This is a genomic window from Kribbella albertanoniae, assembly GCF_004348455.1.
GTDB lineage: Bacteria > Actinomycetota > Actinomycetes > Propionibacteriales > Kribbellaceae > Kribbella > Kribbella albertanoniae.
In genome coordinates this window covers 1-22,984 of record NZ_SMKA01000073.1, presented here as the reverse complement: position 1 = coordinate 22,984, position 22,984 = coordinate 1, and the positions used below count along the sequence as shown (strand labels likewise).

The 22,984-nt window shown below is 67.7% G+C and carries 11 protein-coding genes; 6 read left to right on the top strand and 5 right to left on the bottom strand.

Translation table 11 applies throughout. From position 1 onward, the window contains the following. Positions 1-91: 91 nt before the first annotated feature. The 3 genes from E1261_RS17960 to E1261_RS17950 all read left to right on the top strand — a co-directional run bounded on the left by E1261_RS17960 (position 92) and on the right by E1261_RS17950 (position 1,500). Positions 92-832, top strand: a complete 741-nt coding sequence (locus tag E1261_RS17960) for a GNAT family N-acetyltransferase (protein ID WP_132408023.1) — start codon at positions 92-94, stop codon at positions 830-832. 2 nt (positions 833-834) lie between these two features. Continuing rightward, positions 835-1,059 carry a translation initiation factor IF-1 gene (infA, locus tag E1261_RS17955; protein WP_132408022.1) on the top strand — a complete coding sequence of 75 codons (225 nt, stop codon included), beginning with the start codon at positions 835-837 and terminating at the stop codon, positions 1,057-1,059. A gap of 105 nt (positions 1,060-1,164) precedes the next feature. Beyond that, the gene (locus E1261_RS17950; RefSeq protein WP_132408021.1) at positions 1,165-1,500 is read left to right on the top strand and encodes a hypothetical protein; all 336 of its coding nucleotides are present in this window, start codon (positions 1,165-1,167) and stop codon (positions 1,498-1,500) included. Here E1261_RS17950 and E1261_RS17945 read toward each other — a convergent pair. From E1261_RS17945 to E1261_RS17930, 4 genes are all read right to left on the bottom strand, one after another. Beyond that, entirely contained in the window at positions 1,486-3,765 is a 2,280-nt protein-coding gene (locus E1261_RS17945; RefSeq protein WP_132408020.1) for a penicillin-binding protein, read from the bottom strand. The two genes, E1261_RS17950 and E1261_RS17945, sit on opposite strands and share 15 nt — an antisense overlap. Positions 3,766-3,775: 10 nt before the next feature. Further along, positions 3,776-9,295, bottom strand: coding sequence for an ATP-binding protein (locus E1261_RS17940; RefSeq protein ID WP_132408019.1), 5,520 nt, complete (start codon positions 9,293-9,295; stop codon positions 3,776-3,778). Positions 9,296-9,430: 135 nt separating this feature from the next. Continuing rightward, positions 9,431-13,420: an RICIN domain-containing protein gene (locus E1261_RS17935; RefSeq protein ID WP_132408018.1), complete on the bottom strand. Its 3,990-nt coding sequence runs from the start codon at positions 13,418-13,420 to the stop codon at positions 9,431-9,433. After that, the gene (locus E1261_RS17930) at positions 13,398-19,622 is read right to left on the bottom strand and encodes an RHS repeat domain-containing protein (protein ID WP_132408017.1); all 6,225 of its coding nucleotides are present in this window, start codon (positions 19,620-19,622) and stop codon (positions 13,398-13,400) included. The genes E1261_RS17935 and E1261_RS17930 overlap by 23 nt, the downstream gene beginning before the upstream one ends. Positions 19,623-19,742: 120 nt before the next feature. On the opposite strand from E1261_RS17930, the gene E1261_RS17925 reads away from it, so the two are divergent. Further along, positions 19,743-21,095, top strand: a complete 1,353-nt coding sequence (locus E1261_RS17925) for an FAD-binding oxidoreductase (protein WP_132408016.1) — start codon at positions 19,743-19,745, stop codon at positions 21,093-21,095. On the opposite strand, the gene E1261_RS17920 is transcribed toward E1261_RS17925, so the two are convergent. Continuing rightward, the gene (locus tag E1261_RS17920) at positions 21,092-21,472 is read right to left on the bottom strand and encodes a DUF5997 family protein (RefSeq protein ID WP_132408015.1); all 381 of its coding nucleotides are present in this window, start codon (positions 21,470-21,472) and stop codon (positions 21,092-21,094) included. The two genes, E1261_RS17925 and E1261_RS17920, sit on opposite strands and share 4 nt — an antisense overlap. 32 nt (positions 21,473-21,504) lie before the next feature. Here E1261_RS17920 and E1261_RS17915 point away from each other — a divergent pair, with 32 nt between their 5' ends. Further along, the gene (locus tag E1261_RS17915; protein ID WP_132408014.1) at positions 21,505-22,221 is read left to right on the top strand and encodes a LysR substrate-binding domain-containing protein; all 717 of its coding nucleotides are present in this window, start codon (positions 21,505-21,507) and stop codon (positions 22,219-22,221) included. 32 nt (positions 22,222-22,253) lie between these two features. Next, on the top strand, positions 22,254-22,763 hold the full coding sequence (locus tag E1261_RS17910; RefSeq protein ID WP_132408013.1) for a VOC family protein: 510 nt from the start codon (positions 22,254-22,256) through the stop codon (positions 22,761-22,763). Positions 22,764-22,984: the final 221 nt, after the last annotated feature.

Here is a 22,984-nt window from a genome sequence, read left to right as displayed (position 1 = left end):
TGCTCTCCTTCTCGTGGTCACGGGCGGGCGATTGACATAGGTGTCGCCGGGAGCGCCCCGAGAAATTCGGCACTCCCGAAAGGAAACACCTATGAACTCTTTGCTTGTCTCGATCTCCCGTGTGGCCGAGAACCAGTGGCACGCGGTGGAGAACGACCTGGTCGTCGGCCGCGGTCATGCGTCCCGCCGGCTCGACGGCCGGACCTTCCTCAGCATCGACACGTGGGACGACTCCGTCTTCGACCGGCTCGCCACGGCGATGCTGACCGACCACGGCGAGCCGGTGTACACAGTCGTCGACGAAGGCGATCGCGCGCTGACCTCCGGCTGGGAACGCGCCGGTTTCACCACCTGGCGCCGTGAACGCGAGTACGTCGTACCGACCGGCCCAGCGTCAGCACCGATCCCAGCCGGCGTCGTCATCACCGCGGCCGAGGAAGAACCGCTGCGCGAGTTGGATCGGGCACTGCGCGCCGAGATCGACTGGCCGACCATGCCTGCCGAAGTCCTGCCCTGGCAGGGCGGAAGCGTCCCACTCGACCCGTCGAAGTACACCGTCGCCAAGCTCCACGGCCAGTACGTCGGCCTCCTCCGACTGGCGACGTACACCCGGCAACCGCGGATCGGCCTGATCGCAGTCCTGGCCAGCCGACAGCACCAGGGAATCGGACGCGCATTACTCGGCCAGGTACTGGGCGACCTGCACCACGCCGGGACCGGATCGGTCGCAGCCGAGGTCAACGAAACCAATACAGCAGCGATCGCGCTGTTCCAGGGCTTCCAAGCCCGCCACACCAACACCAACCTCGAACTCGTTCACGGGAAGGCCTGACCATGCCCAGAAAAGCAGGCGCGATCGAGCTCGACGGTGTCGTGGTCGAATCGCTGCGCAACGCCGTCTTCCGGGTCGAACTCACCAACGGCCACCAGGTCCTCGCCCACATCAGCGGCAAGATCCGCAAGAACTACATCAAGATCATTCCCGAAGACCGAGTCCTGGTAGAACTCAGCCCCTACGACCTCACCCGCGGCCGCATCATCTTCCGCTACCGCAACTGACCCCACCTGGAGGCTGCGCCGGCCGCCAAGGTCGCGGCCGGCGTGACACCTTCGTCACTCAATCAACACTAGAACATCTGTTCGATGATCGGCTAATCTGAAAATATGCTTGGTCGGTTCACGGTGCGCCCCGCAGACGACGGATCCAACGGATTCGGAGTCTGGGACGGCGCAGTCAACGGGTGGCGTGCGAGTGGTCTCGGCAGCGAACTGGAGGCCACTCGGATGGCCTCTGATCTGGAGGTGCAGTACGACACGCACGGGCCGCGCCCCGCCGACGCCGTACGGCGGGTTGATCCGGCGCAGGCGGTGCAGCGGGCGGAGTGGGCTGCGGGTGAGCTGGATGTGTGGATCCGGCACAACGGGGAGTGGCTTGGGCGGTTCTGTGACGAGGACGGTCAGGTCACGTGGATCCCGGGGGCGGATCTACGGCCCCTGTGAGGGGCCTTTGGAGAGGTAGATGGTGACGAGGGAGCCTCTGGTGGCGCCGGAGTTGGTGCGGGGGTCGGTGTAGGCGACCTTGCCGGTTGGTACCGGGGAGGCGACCAGCTTGTTCGCGATGGTGACGTCGAAGCCGGCTTTGCGGAGCAGGTTGGTGGCTTCGGTGCGGTCCAGGCCGGTGACGTCAGGGAGGCCCTTGCGGTCGCCGTTGACGATCTTCTTGGACGGCTCGACGAAGCGCTGGACTGGGAGGCCCTTGAGGGCACCTTGCATGGCGGTTTGCCAGAGTGGGCCGGCGGTGCCGGAGCCGGTCGGGTCGGAGATGTCGCGGCCATCCAGGGTGTGGCCGTACATGAGGTTCGTGTAGGGCAGGTTGGCGTCGGCGACCACGGCCGCGGCGGCGAGGTTCGGGGCGTAGCCGGCGAACCAGACGGCCTTGTTCTCCTGGATGGTGCCGGTCTTGCCGGCCAGGTCCCAGCGGCCGAACTTCAGCCGGCCGCCGGTGCCACCTGGCTCCATCACCGCGCTGAGCACCTTGTTCACGCCGTCGGCCACGCCTGCCTTCAGCGCCTGGTTGCACTGGGACTTCGGTGTCTCCAGCGGCCGGTTGGCCTTGTTGCGGACCGAGAGAACGATCAGCGGACGGCAGTACTTGCCGCGGGCGGCGAAGGTCGCGTACGCGTTCGCCATCTGCAGCGGGGTCACATAGCCGACGCCCAGCGTCATCGAGATGACCTGGTCGAGTGGCTGCAGCGTCTGCGCGTTGTACATGCCGAGCCGGGACGCGACCCGGCCGATCTGGCAGAGGCCGACCCGCTGTGAGAGCTGCAGGAAGTAGGTGTTGGTCGAGTAGCGCGTGGCGTCGACCATGGTCAGATTGCCGCCGCGGGTCGAGTTCCCCGGGGTGTAGTCGGGGTCCCGGGTGAAGCCGCTGCAGGTGCGGAACTTCTTGTTGCTCAGGTCGATCCGCTGCGGCGAGTTGATCCGGTAGTCCAGCGGCACGCCGGCCTGGATCGCGGCCGCGACGGTGAACGCCTTCATCGTCGAGCCGTTCTGGAAGCCGCCGTACCCACCGGCGTAGGACTTCTCGACGTTGTAGTTGTAGTTCGTGTGGTTGCGGCCGTTGCCGTACGGCTTGCTCTGCACCATCGCCTTCACCAGCCCGGTCCCCGGCTGGACGATCGTGATCGCCGCGACCGCGCTGTCGGTGGGCTTGGTGCGCGCGTTGATGGAGGCCTGCGCGGCCGCCTGAGTGCGCGGGTCCAGCGACGTCCGGATGGTCAGGCCGCCGGTCTTCAGGGTGTGCTCGCGGCCCTTGACGGTCTTGCCAAGCGCGGGATTCGCGAGCAGCTGGGCGACGGCGTACTCGCAGAAGAAGGGGTAGCGCGAGTTGGCGCACCCGTTCGGCACCGGGCGCACCTTGGCGGGGTCGATGACCGGGGACCGCAGGGCGAGGTTCGCCTGGTGCACCGAGATCACCTTGAGCTCGAGCATCCGCCGCAGCACCAGGTCGCGGCGGGCTTTGGCCCGGGCCAGGTTGTTGGTCGGGTCGTAGCCGGTCGGGTTCTTCACCAGGCCGGCCAGCAGCGCGGCCTGCGGGAGGGTGAGCTCGGCCGCGGTGGTCCGGAAGTAGTGCTGGGCAGCGACCTGTACGCCGTACGTCCCGTCACCGAAGTTGACCAGGTTCAGGTATCGCTCGAGGATCTCGTTCTTGGTCAGGCGGCTCTCGAGGGCGATCGCGTAGCGCAGCTCGGTGAGCTTGCGCTCGTACGAGACCTCGGTCGCCTTCTGCCGCTCGGCGACCGTCCGCGCCTTCTCGATCAGGCTGAGCTTCACGTACTGCTGGGTGATACTCGACCCGCCCTGCTGGACCTCGCCGCTGCCGTGGTTGCGGACCATCGCGCGCAGGGTGCCCTTCGGGTCCAGCGCGCCGTGCTCGTAGAACCGGGAGTCCTCGATCGCGATGATCGCGGTCTTCATGATCGGGGCGATCTGGTTCAGCCGGACCGGCACCCGGTTCTGCTCGAACAGGGTCGCGATCACCGAACCGTCCGCGGCCAGCATCCGGCTGCGGACGGCGACCGGCTCGACCTCGAGCTCGACCGGCAGGTCCTGAACGGTCTTCACAACCTGCTCGCTGCTGATCCCGGCGAAGCCGGCCAGCGGAATCGCCAGCCCTGCCGCGAGCGCACCGGACAGCACGCTGATCCCGATGAACGTAATCAACGCACGTGCCTTGTTTGGAGCGCTTTCCCCGCTGCGCATACGCCCCAGCTTAGACCGGTTTCGTACCACCCGACGACAGCCCGTTACCGATCGCCTCGATCAACCGCGGCCGCAGCTCGGCCGCGCTGATCACCGCGTCCACCGAACCGACGTCGCGCGCCCGCTGGATGCTGTGCACCTTGTCGAATCCGGTCGCCACCTCGGTGAGCTTCTCGGCCCGTACGGCGGTCCGCACCTCGGCAAGCTCGGTCGCCAGCTCGGCCCGCTCCCCCGCACTCGCCGCACCGACCTTCTCGGCCAGTGCCGCGACCCGCGGGTCGGCCGCCGTCCGCGCATCCACCTCGGCCGAGAACACCACGGCCGCGGCCGGTGCACCACCCAGCACGGAGGCGAACGAGCCCTCGACCGCGAGCACGGTCATCGACGGGTTGAGCTGCTTGGAGAACACCACGAACGCACCACCGTGGTACCGCGAGACCACGCAGAACACGATCGGTCCCCGGAAGTTCACGATCGCGCGGCCGATCTCGGCGCCGTACTCGAGTTGCAGGTTGCGCATCGAATCCGGTGACCCGTCGAACCCGGACAGGTTCGCCAGTACGACGAGGGGCCGGTTCCCACTGGCTACGTTGATCGCACGTGCCGTCTTCTTCGACGACCGTGGGAACAGCGTGCCGGCCGTGTACGTGTCCGGTCCGTCGGCCGGCGGGAAGCCGCGCCGCGGAACCGACCTGGACTCGATCCCGACCAGGCAGACCGGGAAGCCGCCCAGCCGGGCGTCCTGGACCACCGAGGTGTCCGCGTCGGCCATTCCGGCCCAGCGCTCCAGCACCGGGTGGTCCTGGTCGCTGACGGCCCGCATCAGCGTGCGGATGTCGAACGCCTTCTTGCGGTCCGGGTTGGTCTCGGCGGAGAAGATCTCGCCGACCGTCTTGAAGTCGCTGCCCTCGACACTGTGCGGGTACGGCGTCACGTCCCGATCGATCGGGTCGGTCGTCTCCGCGCGCCGCGGACCGGTCTCCCCCGGGGCGACGTACGTGTGGTCGTAGTGCGACATCAGTACGTCGCGGGCCGCCTTCAGGTCCGGCGCCCAGTACTGCGCCTGGCCGTTCGGGCCCATCACCCGGTCGTAACCGCCGATCCCGAAGTTGTCCTCGGCCGAGACACTGCCGGAGAAGTCCAGGGTCTGCTTACCGGTCAGCACCATCGCGCTGTCCGGCGTCATCACCAGGATGCCCTTGGTGTGCATCAGCATCGTCGCTTCGGCGTTCCAGTACGGCTGGGCGCCGACGTTGATCCCGGCCACGACGATGTTGATCTCGCCGCCGGCCTGGGTGAACTCGACGATCCGCTTCAGGGCCTTCGCGACCCAGTCCATGTTCTCGGTCCCGGAGTCCATCGAGATCCGGGCCCCGGCGGACAGCGAGTACCACTCGATCGGAATCTGCAGCCGCTCGGCCAGGTCGATCGCCGCGATGATCCGCGCACACTCCGGCTCCGCGACCGCCCCGAGCGCCTTGGTCGGGTCGCCACTCATCGCGACCCGGGTGATGCCCTCGGGGTAGCGGGCGGTCGGCGTACTGACGAGGCCGAGGATGAGGCCGGCCTTGTTGAGGCCCTTGGAGCGCTCGACCGGGACCAGCACACCGGTGTCATCCAGGTCGTGCTCGACGAACGAGCCGCCCGGACCAGTGACGATGCCACTGACCTCGTACGGGTAGATGGTGTTGCGGCGCCGCGAACGCTGGACCTTCTGGGCGTAGTCGTCGAGCGGCATCAACCGGACGGTCGGCGGCTCCTCGATCGACGTGACCACGCCCGCACCCGGCTGGTAGTAGAACCGCGCCGCGACCGCGTTGCTCGAGCCGTCCGGTGCCGCGACGCTGCCCTGGATCAGGACCTCCTCGATACCGGCACCGGCCGTCATCGGGGCGATCTTGCTCTTCAGCGTGGTCACCTCGTCGACCTGTGCGTCGACGACCGGCCAGATGTGGATCCAGACATGGTTCATGTCCAGCTTGGCCCCGGCCGCACCTCGCGCGGTGCGAGCCCGGCGGATCGCCTCGAGGCAGTTCGCGATCGCACGCTCGGCATGCGGCAGCGACGTGACGTTCCCGTCCTCGTCGCGAACCACGGCGAACTGACGGACCTGCGCCAGGGCGACAAGCCGCTGGTCGGCCGCGTTGTCCCGAGCGACGCAGTAATAGAGCAGTACGTCGTCCGGCGCCTCCAACCGAGTGATCCGGAAGTCGCGCAGGCGCCACAGGTTCAGCCGGCGGCCGACCATCGGGTGCACACCGCGGACGTTGTCGTCCTCGACCACCGAACCGCCGGCCGGGCGGTACGTGAAGTACGAAACCGGCTGACCGTCACCAGAAGCGACCGAGACAGAGATCCGGCGCGCACGCTGCGCGATCGGCAGGTCGCCCACCATCCGCCGATACAGATCAGCAGCATCCTGCTGTACGGCGGGCAGGTCGGATCCGAACAGGTAGAGCTCGACCACGGCCTCGTGCCCCGCCGGACGCGCATCCAGCCGCGCGGTCAACGCCTGCGACAACCCACTCTGCGGATCGGCCAGCTCAGCCGTCGTACCGACCGTGGTGACCAAGTGCGTCGGCCGGTCGTCGATCGTGTAGTCGGCGGTCGCGAACGGCCGCCCGTCGACCGTGACCTCGTTGACGTCGTGCAGCTCGTACTCACGGTAGTGACGGCGGATGAGCACCTCGAGCATCGGCTCGCGGTCACCCCAGCCACCCTCCAGCCGCTGGGCCAGGAACCGGACGATCGGCTCCGGGATCGCAGCCAGCGCGTCGATCCGCTCCTTGCGGTCCGTGGCGTCCGGGTTGGCGGCCAGCTCGGCGACCTCGTCACCGACGCCCGCGATCACCGAGGCGCGGTCCGCGTCCACCAGCGGCTGGTCGAACCAGCGGAACCGGACGCTGCGGGCCAGGTCGCCGATGATCGGGAAGCGCAGCTGCGTGGCCAGCACCAGCCGGTCCAGCAGGTCGTGCACGGCCTCGTCCAGCGGGGCCTCCGGCCGCGGCTCGTCGATCCAGCGCTCCAGCACCGACGTGACCAGCAGGATGTCCGGCGTGGACCGCTGCTGGGCGAGGAAGATCCGGAACACGGCCTCCTCGATCTCAGTACTGCGCTCCAGGTCCTTCACACCGTAGTGAGCCAGCACCCGGGCGAGCCGCGTCTGGAACTCGGCCGGCAGCCCGCCACGCTCGGGGTCGAGGCTCTGCAGGTAGGTGTGGAAGTGCTCGCGCGGGCTGTGCACCCGGTTCTCGGTGCTGATCTCCTCGCCGGCCGGCCGGTTGCGGCTCAGCTCGGCGAAATCCGCGAACACCTGCATCAGGTCGATCTCGTCCGCCACCGGCGGCTGCGGCAACTGCGTCCGTGCCAGCAGGTAGCCGGCCAGCATGCCGCCTTCGTCGCGCGGGTCGATGTCGAATCCGAGCAGCATGCTGCGCAGATCGTCCCGCCCCCGCTCGACCCGCTCCTCGGGCTTCAGCTCGCGGGCGCCGTTCGGCAATTCGAGCGGTACGCCGTTCTGCACCGGGGCAGCCGCTTCACCATCGGCCTCGTCCGCCACCGGCTCCAGCCGGAGCAGGGGCGCACCGGTCTCCACCTGGCTGCCGGTCGAGACCTGCAACTCCTTCACGATGGCCTTGAACGGCGCGTAGAGCACCGTCTCCATCTTCATGCTCTCCAGCACCAGAACCGGCGCACCGGCCTCAACCTCAGCACCGGTCTGCACCGGCGTCGCAACCACGAGCGCGGGCGCAGGAGAACGCAGTACGCCGCCCTCGTCCCGGCTGACGCGGTGCGTCACACCGTCCACCTCGATCAGGTGCACCGGGCCGTGGGTCGCGGTGACGAGCCGGAACCGCTGCCCGCCCACCGTCAACCGGCCGCTGTGACCGTCGAGACGCTCCAGATCGGCGTCCACCACCTTGAAGGCAGCGGTCCCGGAGCCGACGCCGACGCGGTACCGGGTCGAGCCGATCCGCGCGACCGTCACCCGGTACGTCGCCCCGCGCAGCTTCAGGTCGATCGCGCGACCGACCTCGTGCTGCACCTGCGGACGGCCGCCGTGAGCGGTCTCCAGCAACCGGGTCCGCTCGACCTTCTCTGCATCCCGGTAGCCCTCGATCCCCGCGGCGACCAGCGCGATCCCGGAGTGCCGGTGCGAAATCAGCCGGCCCTCACCACGGACGCGGTCGATCCAGCCGGTGTCGGCGCTACCGTCGATCACCTCGGGCTGGTCGAGCAGTTCGAGAATGAAGCTCTTGTTGGTGGCGCCACCCTCGATCAGCACGGTGGTCGCAGTGACCGCGCGGCGCAGGCGAGCCAGCGCCTCCTCGCGGGTGCGGCCGTACCCGATGATCTTGGCGATCATCGAGTCGAAATCGGCCGGGATGCTGTCGCCGGCGCTCACGCCGGTGTCGACGCGGATACCGGGACCGGCCGGCAGATCCAGTACGGCGATGCGGCCCGGTGACGGAGCGAAGTCGCGGTCCGGGTCCTCGGCGTTCAGCCGGGCCTCGACCGCGTGCCCGAGCTCGGCGGGCTTGAGCCCCTCGAGGAGGCCGCCGTTCGCGACGTGCAACTGCGCCTTGACCAGGTCGAACCCGGTGGTCAGCTCGGTGATCGGGTGCTCGACCTGGAGCCGGGTGTTCACCTCGAGGAACGCGAAGCTCTTCTCCCCCGGGTGGTACAGGAACTCGACCGTGGCCGCGCCGCGGTAACCGACCGCGAGGGCGAGCCGCTCGGCCGAGGCCTTGAGGTCCTCGACCTGACCGGCCGAGAGCAGCGGTGACGCCGACTCCTCGATCACCTTCTGGTTGCGCCGCTGCACTGAGCAGTCGCGGACACCGAGCGCCCACGCGGTGCCCTGGCCGTCGGCGATGACCTGCACCTCGACATGCCGGGCGCCGGTGACAAGGCGCTCCAGGAAGACGATGCCACTGCCGAAGGCGCGAGCCGCCTCCTCACTGGTCCGGGCATACGCGTCAGAGAGCTCGTCGGCCGACCGGACCACGCGGATCCCGCGGCCACCACCACCGGCCGTTGCCTTGAGCATCAACGGGTAGCCGATCGTCTCGGCCGCGGCCAGCGCCGCCTCGAGCGACTCGACCGGCCCGCGACTCCAGGGCGCGACCGGCACGCCGACCTCTTCGGCGATCAGCTTGGAGCCGATCTTGTCGCCGAGTTTGCGCATCGCCTCGGGCGACGGGCCGATGAAGGTGACCCCGATCCGCTCGCACAACTCGGCGAACGCCGGGTCCTCGGCGACGAATCCCCAGCCGACCCAGGCGGCATCCGCACCGCTCTCGCGCAGCGCGCGCTCCAGCACGGCCAGGTCCAGGTACGGACGCGCCGACGCCGGGCCCAGCGGGTACGTCAGATCCGCCTCGCGCACGAAGGTCGCCGTACGCTCGCCGTCCGTGAACAAGGCCACGGTCTCGATCGGCTCGCCACCCTCGGCGTTGACCTCCCGGACCGCGTTGATGAGCCGCATCGCGGCCTCGCCTCGGTTCACTACTGCGATACGCTTGAACATCGACCGCCTCCCTGTCGCACCATGCGTGTAACGGCCCGGCCCTTGTGAAACACAAGATTTGGCCGGGCCGCTCGCACAGACTTTCAGGGAAGGCCTATTACCGTCGAGTCGGGGTGTCTGTTCGGTGTGGCGCGGTCAGTTGGCAGGGGTCAGAATCCAGCGTTGACACGGCCCGTTCCAATAGGTGTAGGTGATCACGTCGGCGCCGGCCAGCGCGCTGCAGTGGGCCACGTCCATCGCCCGGCCGGACTTGTTCTGCAGGATGCTCCAGGAGCCGTCGATCGCCGGTTCGATCCGCCAGCCCTGGCATTCCACGCTGTCACTGGGTGTGATCGGTACCAGTGGTGACCCGAGCCCACCCGGACAGCCTTGGACGTCCACGTTCTTGCGCGAGTTCGGGTCGTAGATCTGGTAGACGTCGTCACCCTTCGGCAGGATCTGCCAGCGCTGGCACGGGCTGTTGGGAACCCAGTTCCACATCCGGATCTCGGTACTCGCCGGATTCGTTCCGCAGTCCTCGATGTCCAGCACCTTGCCACCACGGACCGAGGCCACCTGATAGCGCCCGGTCAGCGACTGCGGGGTGAACACCGGCCGCAGAATCCACTGCTGGCCGGCATCCGCCGTACAGGTCTGCTGCACGACCGGTACGGCGTTGGCCAGCGAGCTCCCGCGGACACCGGCACACTTGCCGCTGTGCGCGAACCGCAGCCGGACCACCGTGTCGTAGCTGCTTCCTTCCAGGTACTCCACGGTCATCTGCTGGTTGCCGGTTCCCGAGCACGGCCACTGCAGCAGCGGTACGTCGTCACCGAGCCACATGTTCTCGACATCCACGCAGCGTGGTTTGCCGTCGTCCTTCACGCCGTTCCCGTGCACGGTCTGGACTTCGAACTGGTCCGTACCGGCAATCGGGTTCAGCCGGAACCGCTGCTGGATGTTGCCGTTGCATTCGTACTGGTGCACCGGCGCAGCGTCGGTCTGACTCGCACCTGGAATGTCCAGGCACTTGCTGCTGTGCCGAGCGACCAGCTCGTAGGCACGTCGGTCGATGTCGAACTTCGGCCCGGTCGTCGCCGCGACAGTGGTCTCCTTCCAGCCACTCACCGGTGCACTGAACGCCGCACCGGTCGACGCCAGCGTGGAGACCTCGCGGCCGCCTTCGTCCAGCGCATAGGTCAGCGCAACGTCGTCCTTGCCGTCCTTGGTGTAGTCACCGGCGCTGAGCGCCGCCTTGGCCGGGTCGAGCGCTCCCCGGTACCACTGCGACTCCGTCAGCGCGGTCCGGCTCGAAACGAACGCACGGAGTGCCAGATCGCTCTGTCCGTGCTCGTACATCGCCACAATGTCGTCCAGCCCATCACCGTTGACATCGGCAACGACCGGCCGGCTCTTCTCCCAGCAGTACGCCGCTCCGTCGTACAAGGTGACGGGCGTCGTGGCGAACGCCGTACCGGACGACTTGCGAACCGTCACCTGGGTGCGGCAGTTGCCGAGGTTGGACATGTCGACCAGGTCGTCCTTGTTGTCACCGTCGATGTCCGCCAGGAGTGGCGCACTGCGCGACCAGTCTCCGGACGTGGTGACCCACTGCACCGGTGCACTGATGCCGGTGAGACCCCCGAGGAACAGCAACACTCGCCAAGTGCCGTTGCCGTTGTCGAGTTGGACTGCGATGTCATCGGCGTTGTCCCCGTTGACGTCGCCGGAGATGATCCGCGCCGCGCTGAGCGGCCAGCCCGCGGCGCCGGAGTGCCAGACCGGATTGGACTGGGTCACGTAGCGATTGCCGTCGGACTTCAGCAGATAGGCACCGATCCTTCGGCCTGCCTCCTCCCGGAACAGCACGATGTCGGCCCGGCCGTCCTTGTCGAAGTCGCCTTGGACCGGACGGGTCTTGTAGAGCGCGTAGCCGCCGTTCTCGCCGCTGTCCCAGGCAAACGTGCCTGTTTGCAGCCCGCCGGGCTTGGACAGTACGTTCCATACCCCTGTCCGGCCCCAGCCGTGGTCGAGTACCGCACTGACGTCTGATCGGCCGTCACCGTTGATGTCACCGCGCACCCGCGGGATCGGGTTCGGGTTGCTCGCCGCCAGCAGGTCATAGCCGAGTCCGACGGGACTGAGGTTGCCGGCCCGGTCGACCGCCCGGATGAACAGCGTCGACTCCGGAATCTGGGTGTCCGGATTCGGCCACACCGTCACCGGAAGCTTCGCCGTACCGTCTGCGCCGATCTTGATCCGGGACAGGATCGCGTCCTGCTGGAAGCCGTAGAGGAACTCCGCGACGTCGGTGTCACCGGAGCCGGGACGCAACGTCACGACACCCGTGGTCTTGGCCGGGATTCCGTCCTCGCCGTTGTTCGGGAAGTCGCTGGACGACACCTGGGCGGGTTTCGGAAGCGTGGAGTCGAGCACGAAGTAGCAGGGCGTGGTCTCGGCGCCGAACTCGATGTCGTCGTCCGGGATGCCATCGTTGCTACTGGCAACGTAGTAGTACGGCACTCCGGCAGCCAGTGCGGTGTTCGGCACCTGCGGCCAGGCGAACGCTGCACCGGAGGTCGTCAGACTCGAGGTCGAGTCGTAGACCGCTGCGTTGTTGTCGGCCCGGCGGATGGACAGTTTGGTGGTGACGTTGTCGTTGTCCGGGTCACTGGCGACCGCACTGAACGTCGGCGATACCAGACCGGTCACCACCGTCGGGGCCTGTGCGGTCCCGCACGGACGCGGCCGAGTGAAGTTCAGCTTGATCGGCGGCCGGGGCGCGTTGTTGTAGGTGACCCGCAACTCCGCGCTGTCCGGGTGGAACTTCTTCCACTGGTACTGACTGCCCTCGTCCGGTGCCCGCAGCCCGAAGGTTGCCGTCGCGCCCCGGCCGGTGGCGATGCCCTGGACCATCGATTTCACCTCTGGGCTGGTGAAGACCATCTCCTGATCCGGCTGTCCCGCGTCGGTGTTGGCGTTGCCGCTCTTCTGGGCCACCCAGTTCAGCCAGTGGTCTCCGGAGTTGTTCCACTTCAACGGCACACTCGGGTCGATCGCCTTGGTCGCCCACAGGTCGGTCGGTGTTGAACCGATGGCCGCCGAGTGGTTCAGCATGATCCGGAAGCCTGCCGCGACGATCCTCGATCCGGCGAGCTTTGTGGTGTCGAACTGGAAGAACGAGCGGTAGCGGACAGCGCCGCCCCACGACCAGCCGACCTTGGCACCTTCGGCCCGGTCGTAGTCCCAGTAGGACTGGTTGTCGGCCATCTGGTTGACATGCGTCCAGAACTGATGGCCCATGTGCCACGGCGGGTCGATGTAGACCGGGTACTTCGTGGTTGCCGCAGTGAGCAGCTTCTGATCCGGTACGACGCGCAAGCCGGTGGCGGTCCGGACTGTGGGCATGGTTGCCCGCCGAGACTCCTGTGCCCCGCTCTTCCGGACCGCAGCCGCCGCTCCATTGCTGTCCCACATGACAGGCTGGTCGCCGGACAGGACAGTGCGGTTCTTGTTGTCAACAGCAACAGTCGAGCCGTCCGGCCGCACCCGGACCGTCAGCCCGGTAGTGGTCATGCCGACGTCGACGGTGCGCAGCCTCTCCGCAGCGGCCCGGTTCTTGACGACCAGAACCTGTGCGACCCCGTCGGCCTCGGCCCGCAACTTCAGGTCGACGCCCGGATACACCTCTGGGTACGTCGCTGTGTCACCGTCGAGCACGGGCTTCGGCAGCACCGTCGGCCAGGTGAGCCGGAGTCGCTTCGCACCGACACCGATGCTGACCATCGCTCGGTCACCACCTCCGGACAGCACCAGGTCGGTCACGGTCGCACCAGGACGGACGGTGCCGTCCTTGGCGCGCCGCAGGATGGTGTTGATCGGTGTCCACCCGTTACCGCGGCGGGCCCGCACTGGCGCGGGGTGCGCGACCAACGTGTGCTTTCCGTCCGGTTCGACGTACACCTCGGTGTTCTCGGTCCGCAGATGCGTCAGCTCGGCTCGCTGCCGAGGTGGTGCGACGGCCGGGGCCGGGGCCGGGGCGGGTGCCCCGGCCTCGACCTGCGGCACTCCGACTGCGGGGAAGGCCAGCAGCAGCGCAATCGCCGCTGCGGGCCCTGCCTGCCTAACTGATCGCCTTGATCCCATCCAGGATCTTGCGGAGTGCGTCACCGACCAGCACCGCCTTCCAGCCCTTGCCGCGACCCGACATCGATCCGTAGTCCTTGCTGTCGTACGGCGACTTCAACTTCGACGACCCGTCGGGATACTTGTCCGGCTGCGGATCGACCTCGTGGGAGATCTCGTTCTTCCACTCCGAACTCTTGGGGTTGCCGAGCTTCTCGTTGAGCCGTTCCTGGACCTCGCGCATCCGGCGGTCGAGCTCGGCCTTCTCCTGCGGGCTCTTCTCGCGCTCCTGTTTGATCCGCTCACCGGCGTTGCCGCGCGACGGCTTCTCCGGTTTGCCGGACTTGTTCGGGTTGGTCTGCGGTTTGGGCGCGTCCGGCTTGGTGGTCTGCGGCGGCGGTTTCGGTTGCTCGACCTTGGGTTTCGGCGGATCCGGCTTGCGCACCGGCTTCTTGATCTTGTCCGCGATCTTCTTGTAGATCCACTTGATCTTGTTGACGATCCGGACCCTGAGCTCCATCGTGCGTTGCTCGATGATCTTCCAGACCGTGCGGTACTTCTCGACCCACCGTTCCACCCGTTTGGTGATCTTCTCCCACAGCCAGGTGAAGAAGTTCCGGACCAGTTCGACGATCAGCTCGATCACCTTGACCAGGATCATCACGACCAGGACGACGATGATGAGCGCGACGACCACGAAGAACGCCATCTCCACCACCGTGATGGCGATCGGGATCGCCAGCACCGCGGCCCGGCCGTCGGAGTCGTCGAAGACGACCGGGTTGTTGTTGGCGTAGGAGTAGGCGTTCATCTGCCCCGGCTCCTCCGGATCGATCTCCGGGTCGACGGAGATGAACCGTCCGATCGTCGGGTCGTACTCGCGGGCGCCCAGATGGACCAGCCCGGTTCCCGGGTCCTCGGTCCCCTTGTGGAAGCCCCGCTGTCCCGGCCAGTCGGCCGGCGCGGTCCCCCGCGTCTGCCCGTACGGCGTTGTCCGGCGCCGCTGCACACTCTGGTTGCCGGCGTCGACCGCGATGTTCGGTGTGCCGTGCAGGTCGCTCAGCAGCCAGCTCAGCTTGCCGTTGGTCCGGACGGCGACCACGTCGTCGCCGAAGGTGTAGTACCGGGTGCCGTGCAGCTTGCCGTCGGTACCGAGCAGGATCTCGGTCTCACCGAGGTACAGCGTCGTACCGCTGGCGTCCCGGCGCAGCATCCGGTTGCCTTCACCGTCGTACACGAACGACGAGCCCTTGGTGCTGCTTTCCAGTTTGCCCTCGTCCGTCCACTTCAGCGTCTCGGTGCTGCCACCCTTGGTGCGAGTGGTCAGGTTGCCGGTGTTGTCGTAGCCGTAGTCGGTGGATGCCGTCCCGCTGGGCCCAGTTGTCGTCACGTTCTTGAGTGCGTTCGGGGACAGCCCGGTACCGCCGTACGTGTAAGCGCTCGTCGTGGTCGCACCAGTCGGCGTGATGCTCTTCTCGCTCAGCCGGTTGCCGACCTTGTCGAACGTCCAGCTCTGCCAGTACGCCGCCGGCCCGCCCAAGCCGGCCGCAGTCGGAGCAGCCGCGCAGTCACCCGACCCCGGCGTCCAGGCCTCGGTCAGTCGCCGCTGGTGGTCGTACGTGAAGCACTGTGTGTCGGTGGCCTCGGCCGTTGCAGACGCCGACCCGTCGACTGCCTTCGTGATGTTGCCGGCCGGGTCGTAGGCGTACTGCGTGTCCGAGATCCGCCGGGGCGACGTCTCCCGGTCAGTGATGACTCTGGTCACCCGCCGGGTGCCGTACTCGTACTCGAACTTCTGCTGCACCCAGCGACCGTTGGCCGCGCCGAGTGTCAGTGTCTGTGTCTCCTCCAGAGCGGTGTAGCTGCTGTTTCGCACATAGGTGCCCAGCTCGCTGCTCATCGCGGTCGGCAGACTCTGGTCGTTGTAGGTCAGCGACAGCTTCTCCGCCGCCAAATCACCCACTGCGGGCAGTGAACGACTCTCGAGCTTGCCATCGGCCGTATAGGTCTGGGTGATGTTGTACGTCCCGGCCAGTGCGTCTTCCGAGGCCGGAAGCGTCAATGACTGCCCAGTCGGTCGACCGGCCGTGTCGTAGCCGGTGATGGCCGATGTGTAGGCCTTGCCGTCGACGTAGCGGGTGGTCGAGGTCGGCTTGCCCAGCGCGAGTGAGTCGTACTTCCACTCGATCTGGACCGGCCCGGTCTCCGATCCGCTGCGCTGGGTGAGCTTGCGGCCCAGCTCGTCGTACGTGAACGCGACGACGGCACCACGAGCGTCGGTACTGGACGTGATCTGGTCAGCCGGGTTGAAGGTGAAGGTCGTCGTACCGCGGTCGGGGTCCGTCTCGGAGGTCCGACGGCCGCGGATATCGTACTCGTAGCTCCAGAGGTTGCCCGCCGGGTCGGTGATCGACTTCAGCTGACCGAGTGCGGTGTAGGTGTACTTCGTGCTGTCGTACGCGCCGGTCCAGGTGTCGCCGGTGTACTGACGCTGCTCGATCAGCCGGCCACGGGCGTCGGTGAGACGCGTCGTCGGCGCCTGTCCTTGCGGTGGGTCGATACTCTGCCGGGTCGCCGTCATTTCGTGTTTGGTGCGGTACTTCTCCTGGCCCTCGGACAAGAAGATCTGCGCCACCGGGCGATTCGCACCGTCGTACTGCGTGACGTCCAGTTTCGGGATCGAGGTGTCGCCGACGTAGAGGATGTCCGTGCCCGGACCGCCGACCGCGAGATAGGCGCCGGATGCGATGGTGCGCTTACCGCGGCTGTCGTAGCGGTAGTCGGTCACCAGGCGCTCGCCGACCGGTGTTGCCTCCTGCGTCTGCCGGAGGCGCTGCAGTCCGTCGAACAACTCGTACGTGGTGTCGTAGCGGTTCTCTCCGAGCCGCGCCCTGGTGATCACCGCGGACGACCCCTCACCGCGCAGCAGGTACTCCTTCTCGACGTCAGGTGCGCTGGTGGCCTTGGGGTGACCAGGGTTCCAGACCTTCGACGTCCGGCCGACCGGGTCCAGAGCGATCTCGGCCCGCAGCCCGTCGGGCGACACCTCGGCGATCTGCTCGCCCCACGCCGGTTCGTACTCCTCCGCGACCTGCATGCCGTTCGGGGCGGTCCGGACGGCCTTCGTCGTCGGCCCGTAGCCCGGGTTGAAGGCCATCCGCGTCGTCTGGTTCATCGCGTTGGTGACACTCGTCCGGCGGCCGTACTCGTCGTACGTCGCAGTGAACACGGTCTCGTACGTCGGATTGCCGCTGCTGTCGTGTCCGGACAGCCGCTCGCCCTTGGTGGGCACACCACGTGTCGGGGTGGCTGCCAGCGCGGTGTGGTCGTCGTAGAGTATCCGCTCGTCACTGAGCACCTGAGTGGAGCTCCACGGCTTGTCACAGCCGACCGAGACCGTCTGCTCGCGACTGAGCAGTTCCTGCAGGCCGCTGACTGGGTTGTCCAGGTACTCGTACCGCGTACACGTGTCGTCGTCCGGGGTCTTCGCGTCATTGCCCAGGTGTTTCGACAGCAGGCGGCCCTTGGCGTCGTACTCATGGCGGTTCGCAACGTTCAGCGTGCCGCCGTCGACTGCCTGGTACTGCGTAGCGCCCTTCTGCGCGGTCAGGTAGGCGTAGCGCGTGCCCCACGGCTTCGTCTCGGTGGCCGTCGGCTCCGGCGACCGCCAGTAGTCGTTGATCGACTTGTTCACGACGGTGGCACCGGAGTAGGTGATCTGCTCACGCACCTGGCCCGCGAACTCAGCGGTGTCCTCCACCACCGTGCCGGTCGAGTCTGTGATCGTCACCTTCCGCACTCCGCCGTTGGCGTCCTTGTCGCCGTTCATCCCACGGAAGTACTGCGTCTCTTCCGTGGACTGGGTCTCACCCTCGGCGCCCTTGATCACCTTGACCTTCTCGTAGCCCCGCCACTCGTTCCACGTCTTGGTGGTGGTTTCGGACAGACCGTCCTCCTCATCGAAGTGCCAGGCCGGCGTACCGACGTACTGCACCGTGGTGGTCACGGGGACCGGAGCGGCAGGCACAGTGGTGGCCGCGCTGCGATCGACTTCGTTCGTCTCTTTCACGACGAACTTGTGGAACCAGTCCTGACGCTCTGCCTGGTTCGGTGGCGTCCACTTCTGCGGCCGGCACAGGCGGGTGTTGTTGGCCGGATCCGGGAGGGAGGTCGCCGTACAGTCCTTGAGCGAGTAGCCGACCGCGAGGTCGCCGCCGGTGCCGTAGTGGACCTTGTCGATCCGGTACCAGATCAGACTCGGCAGGTTCGGGTCGGCGGGGTTCACCCGGTTGTCCATGCCCACGCCGTCGAAGTTCGTCTCCGGCAACTGCTGGTCGCCACCGACCCGGCCGGTCTGGGTGACGCCTTCCAGCCACAGCGACCGGCCACTCCCGGCGCCACTCGTGTACTCGTGCCGCAGGTCCCAGGTCTGCACGTCGGTGAACGCATTGTCGCTGGCGCGCCACACCTGCGTGGTCACCCGGCTGAGCCGCTTCTGCGTCCAGAACGACGGTGTGAAGTGGTTGTCGCAGTTGGTGGTGCTGGCGCAGTTCAGGTCCCAGGGAGTGTCCGGGTACGTCGCCGGCTGGCCCGGACCGCAGTTCGTGCCTTCGCAGCGCTCAGCCGGAGTGAACAGCACCCGGCCCACCGCCTTCTGGCTGTAGACCTGCCCGTCCCGCTGGCCGTACTCGATGGACCTCAGGATGCTGTTGCGTGCATACGGGCTGACCGCCGACGCCGTCATGTTGCGGGCGTAGTTGTTGGTCTCGGTGTCGTAGAACAGGCTCATCGTGTTGCCGTGCCGGTCGACCACGTAGTCCAGCTGCCAGCGGTACGCCTGCTGGCACCACGAGTCCGCGAAGGCGGTCCGGTTGCACTGCTCACCGGCGTTGTTGCCGAACACCGGCATGGTCAGGGCGGACCGGGTCTCAGGCTGTCCGGACGTCCAGCCCGGCAGGCGGTTCAGACCGAAGTAGAACCTCGAGCCGTCCTTGACAGTGACCCGCCAGTACTCGCCCTTCTCCTTGTCGGCCAGCCCTTCGTCACCGTTGGCGGCACCCCAGAACTTCTCGATCACCGTGCCGTCGTCACCCATCAGCCGCCAGGTCTCCGACGTGTCGGTCTTCGACACCAGCAGCATGTCGCCGGACTTACCGGTCATCGCGATGCTGGCGTTCTCGGTCGCGAAACACTGGTCACCGGTCGACCGGGTGCCGTTGTTGCCGGGGTCCTTCGAGCACGACTTGAACCGGCGCTCGATCGCACCGCCGCCACTGATGTCGAAACCCTGGCCGGCCGCGGACACCTGGTTGTTCGTGGCCGAGGTGAGCCCGTCCAGCGAGGCGGACGAGTACTGCAGCGCGACCGACGGCTGCGGGCCACCGATCCCCGGCGGCGCCTCCATCGGCATCGACCACTCGAACGCACCGGACGGTCCGCCGATACTCCACTTCGCAGCGCCACCGCTCAGGTCGCCGCGGGAGTAGTCACCGCCACCACCGGACTCAGCTGCTGCCAGCATCAACGTCGACGTTGCCGGTACGTCGGCCTGCACGGTCCCGTCACCCTTGTTGCTACTGGCGTAGGACTTGCCGGTCTTGGCGTCGTACAACCGGAGACGGTTCGACCAGCCGCCACCGTAGGTGTCTGCGAACTCGGCGTAGTTCACGGTCAGCCGGACAGTCCCGGCGGCCTTGCTGCCATCGGCGCGGCGCACGTCGACCTGCATCCGGTCGTCGCGCCGGCCACTGATCGCGACCTGCACCTTCGCCGGGCCGCTGGCGACACCGTTGGCCATCCAGGCCTTGGTAGCCGCGGCCCCCGCACTCACCCAGACGGGCAGACTTCCGGCCCGTTGCGCGGTTACCTTCGGCTGCCCCGACAGTACGGCGTTCCACCGGCCCAGCGTCGTACTGCCGCCAGGCGTGGGGACCGCGGCCTCAGCCGAACCTGCGGCCGGCCAACTCGTCCGGAGCTCCTTCTTGCGGGTGGCATCAACCATCGCCGGATCCGCCGGGCGTGGGACGGGCTTTGCGGTAACCCCCTTGACCGGCTTGTCCTGCCGGAGGGCAACGGGCTTGTCCGGCTCAGGCGCGGCGGCGGCCGCAGTCATCCCTTGTTGCTGACTGCCGACGACCAAGGACAGGCCGAGAAATCCGGTCAGTAAAGTACGGACGAGTGGACGGACTCGACGTCCGGTGCGTGGGGTGGACCGATCCGACATGGCAAGTTCTCCTCGCTCACGGGCGTGAGGTAAGCGTGCAGGCCGAACCGATGCCGTGCGACGGTTTTGACCGGCCTGGAAACCTCGTCACCGACGGTGACGACAAAGAGGGGAATCGCAATGTCTTTGATCGAACAGCTCCGGCAGAACGTCACCGGGCCGGTACTGGCGCCGGACGATGACGGCTTCGCCGCGGAACTGGCCGGATTCCGGCTCAATGCCGACCACAGTCCGGAGGTTGTCGTCGGGATCACCTCGACGAGCGACGCGGCGGCTGTGGTCGCCGCTGCTGCTGTGGCCGGTACGCCGATCCATGTGCTGGCCACGGGGCACGGGCCACTCCAAGTGACCGAGGGTGTCGTGATCACGACCTCACGGCTCAAGGGCATCAGCATCGACCCGGTCGCGAAGACCGCGCACATCGAGGCGGGCTGCCGCTGGGGCGAGGTCGTCGCAGCAGCGGCCGAGCACGGGCTCGCACCGATCACCGGCGCCTCCGCGACGGTCGGCTGTGTCGGGATGCTGCTCGGCGGCGGGTTCGGCCCGCTGGCCCGCACGTACGGCGTCGCCTCCGACTGGGTGCGCGGATTCGAACTCGTCACCGGCGCCGGTGACGTGGTGACCGCGAACACGAAGGAGCACCCGGACCTGTTCTGGGCCCTGCGCGGCGGCAAGGGCGGTTTCGGCGTCGTCACCTCGGTCGACGTCGAGCTGGTCGAGCTGAGCACCCTGTACGGCGGCTCGGTCTTCTTCGACGCTCCCGAGATCGACAGCGTCGTCCGCGCCTGGATCGACTGGACCAAGACCTTGCCCGAGGCGGCGACCACCTCGGCGGTCATCCTGCGCCTGCCCCCGCTGCCGTTCATCCCCGAACCCCTGCGCGGCAAGACGGTCGTCAGCGTCCGGTTCGCGTACGTCGGCGATGCGGCGGAAGGCGAGAAGCTGTTCGCCCCGATCCGGTCCGCCGGCGCGGTACTGATCGACCTGCTCGGCGAGATGCCGGCCGCGAACATCGCGCAGATCCACAACGACCCGACCGAACCGACGCAGTCCTTCGATCGCGGAATTCTGCTCGACGAGCTGGACGCGGAGTTCGCCGACACCTTCCTCGGCGCGATCGGCCCGGATCAGCAGGTGCCACTGGTCGCGGTCGAGCTGCGGCATCTCGGTGGCGCGGTGAGTCGCGACGTACCGGAGGGCAGCGCGGTCAGCGGGCGGAACGGCGCCTACTCGTTCTTCATGGTCGGTGCGCCGGATCCGAGCCTGTTCGAGACCGTCCTGCCGGCGGTGGCAGGGCAGATCCTCGGCAGCGTGCAGAAGTGGACCTCGGCCGAGAACGCCATCAACCTCGCCGACGGCTTCGCCATCCCCGGTTCGTACGAGGCGTGCTGGCCGGCCGAGACCCGGGCCCGGCTGGACGAGGTTCGCGCGACGTACGACCCGCAGCGACGCTTCCCCTACGGACCGGCTTAGTTACGAGGCTTCTTCTCGTCCTTCAGGCGGGCGGCCTCGGCCCGGACGTCCGCCTGAATGCCCCGCTCGAGCTCGAGCCAGTCCGGGTTCTCCTCCCGGATCGCATCGATGTCGTCCGTGGTCAGCGCGTCGGTGACCCCGGCGCGCGCCAGCCCGCTGATCGAAACGCCGAGCCGCGCGGCCACCACCGAGCGCGGGTGCGGCCCGTGCTGCCGAAGCTCCTGCAGCCACTCGGGCGGGTTGTTCTGCAGCTCCGCCAGCTCCTCGCGCGAGATGAAACCGTCCTGGAACTCGGCCGGAGCCGCCGGCAGGTAGATGTCCAGCTTCTTCGCCGCGGTCGCGGGCTTCATGTCCTGAGAGGTCTTACGTGCGGTCATGGACCCCAGGGTATCCGCAGTAACCTTGCCCGGTGACCGATTCCTCCTTCCGCCTCGGGTACGTGCCGGGCGTGACACCGGCCAAGTGGGCGCGAATCTGGGCCGAGAGGTTGCCCCGGACACCGATCGAGCTGATCCAGGTCGCGGCCGCCGACGCGGTCACCCTGGTCCACGACGCCGGCGCCGACGCCGCCCTGGTGCGGCTGCCGATCGACCGGACCGGCCTGCACGCCATCCCCCTGTACGTCGAACAGACGGTCGTGGTGGTTCCGAAGGACCACGTGGTCACGGCGGTCGAGGAAGTCGCACTCGACGACCTCGCCGACGAACTGATCCTGCACCCGCACGACGACGTACTGGAGTGGGAGCGGCCGTTACCCGGCCGAGTGATCGACGAACGCCCGGCGACCACCGCGGCGGCGATCGAGTTGGTTGCCATGGGCACCGGACTGCTCGTGGTGCCGATGTCCCTGGCGCGGCTGCACCACCGCAAGGACCTCACCTTCCGCCCGCTCCTCGAAGCCCCGTCGTCCCAGGTCGCGCTGGCCTGGCCGGAAGGCGCGGAGTCCAGCCTGGTGGAGGAGTTCGTCGGCATCGTCCGCGGCCGCACCGCGAACAGCACCCGCGGCAGCCGCCCGGAGCCCGAGCCGAAGAAGGCCGAGCCCAAGAAGCAGCAGAACCGCCCGCAGCAGAAGAAGGGCTCGGTGCCGAAGGGCCCGACCCCCAAGCGCAAGTACCGGCGCCGCTAGTTTTCAGTTGAGCCTTCAACTATACTGGCCGCATGGCGATCTTCCGGCTGAACCACGCAGTCCTGTACGTGCGGGACGTGGCGACGAGTGTCGCGTTCTACCGCGATGTCCTCGGCTTCGACTACATCGACGGCGGCGACGCCTTCCAGGGCGCAGCCTTCCTGCGAGCGCCCGACTCCACCAACGACCACGACCTCGGCCTGTTCCAGATCGGCGCCGAAGCCGCCCCCTCCGGCGCGGGTAAAACCTCCGTCGGCCTCTACCACCTGGCCTGGGAGGTCGACACCCTCGGCGACCTGACCGACCTCTCCACCAAGCTCCAAGCCGCCGGCGCCCTGGTCGGCTCGTCCAACCACGGCACCACGAAATCCCTGTACGGCAAGGACCCCGACGGCCTCGAGTTCGAGATCGTCTGGATCATCCCGGCCGACCTCCTCACCCCCGCCGACCGCGAGCACGCCGGCGTCACCCGCCTCGACCTCGACGCCGAACTGGCCAAGTACGGCCGAGACACCCGCAGCGGCACCGGCATCTCCCGCTAATTGCCACTTCCTGCAATCGGCACTGCCCGCGTTGCCCGTCAGCGTCACCCTGCAGCAACATAGGGTGACCTGACAGACAGGTGAGGCTACGGGGAAGGGCGGCATGAAGATCCGTCGGATGGTCTACGGCACAACGATGGCATTAGGTCTACTGGTTGGAGCCACCGCCTGCGGCGGTGACGCCAAAACCCAGCCACCAGCCGAACAGCCGCTGGTAACCC

Coding starts and splice junctions, on each gene's coding strand:
- E1261_RS17945 (WP_132408020.1), bottom strand. CDS start 3,765: ATGCGCAGCGGGGAAAGCGCTCCAAACAAGGCACGTGCGTTGATTACG.
- E1261_RS17935 (WP_132408018.1), bottom strand. CDS start 13,420: ATGGGATCAAGGCGATCAGTTAGGCAGGCAGGGCCCGCAGCGGCGATT.
- E1261_RS17940 (WP_132408019.1), bottom strand. CDS start 9,295: ATGTTCAAGCGTATCGCAGTAGTGAACCGAGGCGAGGCCGCGATGCGG.
- infA (WP_132408022.1), top strand. CDS start 835: ATGCCCAGAAAAGCAGGCGCGATCGAGCTCGACGGTGTCGTGGTCGAA.
- E1261_RS17960 (WP_132408023.1), top strand. CDS start 92: ATGAACTCTTTGCTTGTCTCGATCTCCCGTGTGGCCGAGAACCAGTGG.
- E1261_RS17910 (WP_132408013.1), top strand. CDS start 22,254: ATGGCGATCTTCCGGCTGAACCACGCAGTCCTGTACGTGCGGGACGTG.
- E1261_RS17950 (WP_132408021.1), top strand. CDS start 1,165: ATGCTTGGTCGGTTCACGGTGCGCCCCGCAGACGACGGATCCAACGGA.
- E1261_RS17930 (WP_132408017.1), bottom strand. CDS start 19,622: ATGTCGGATCGGTCCACCCCACGCACCGGACGTCGAGTCCGTCCACTC.
- E1261_RS17920 (WP_132408015.1), bottom strand. CDS start 21,472: ATGACCGCACGTAAGACCTCTCAGGACATGAAGCCCGCGACCGCGGCG.
- E1261_RS17925 (WP_132408016.1), top strand. CDS start 19,743: ATGTCTTTGATCGAACAGCTCCGGCAGAACGTCACCGGGCCGGTACTG.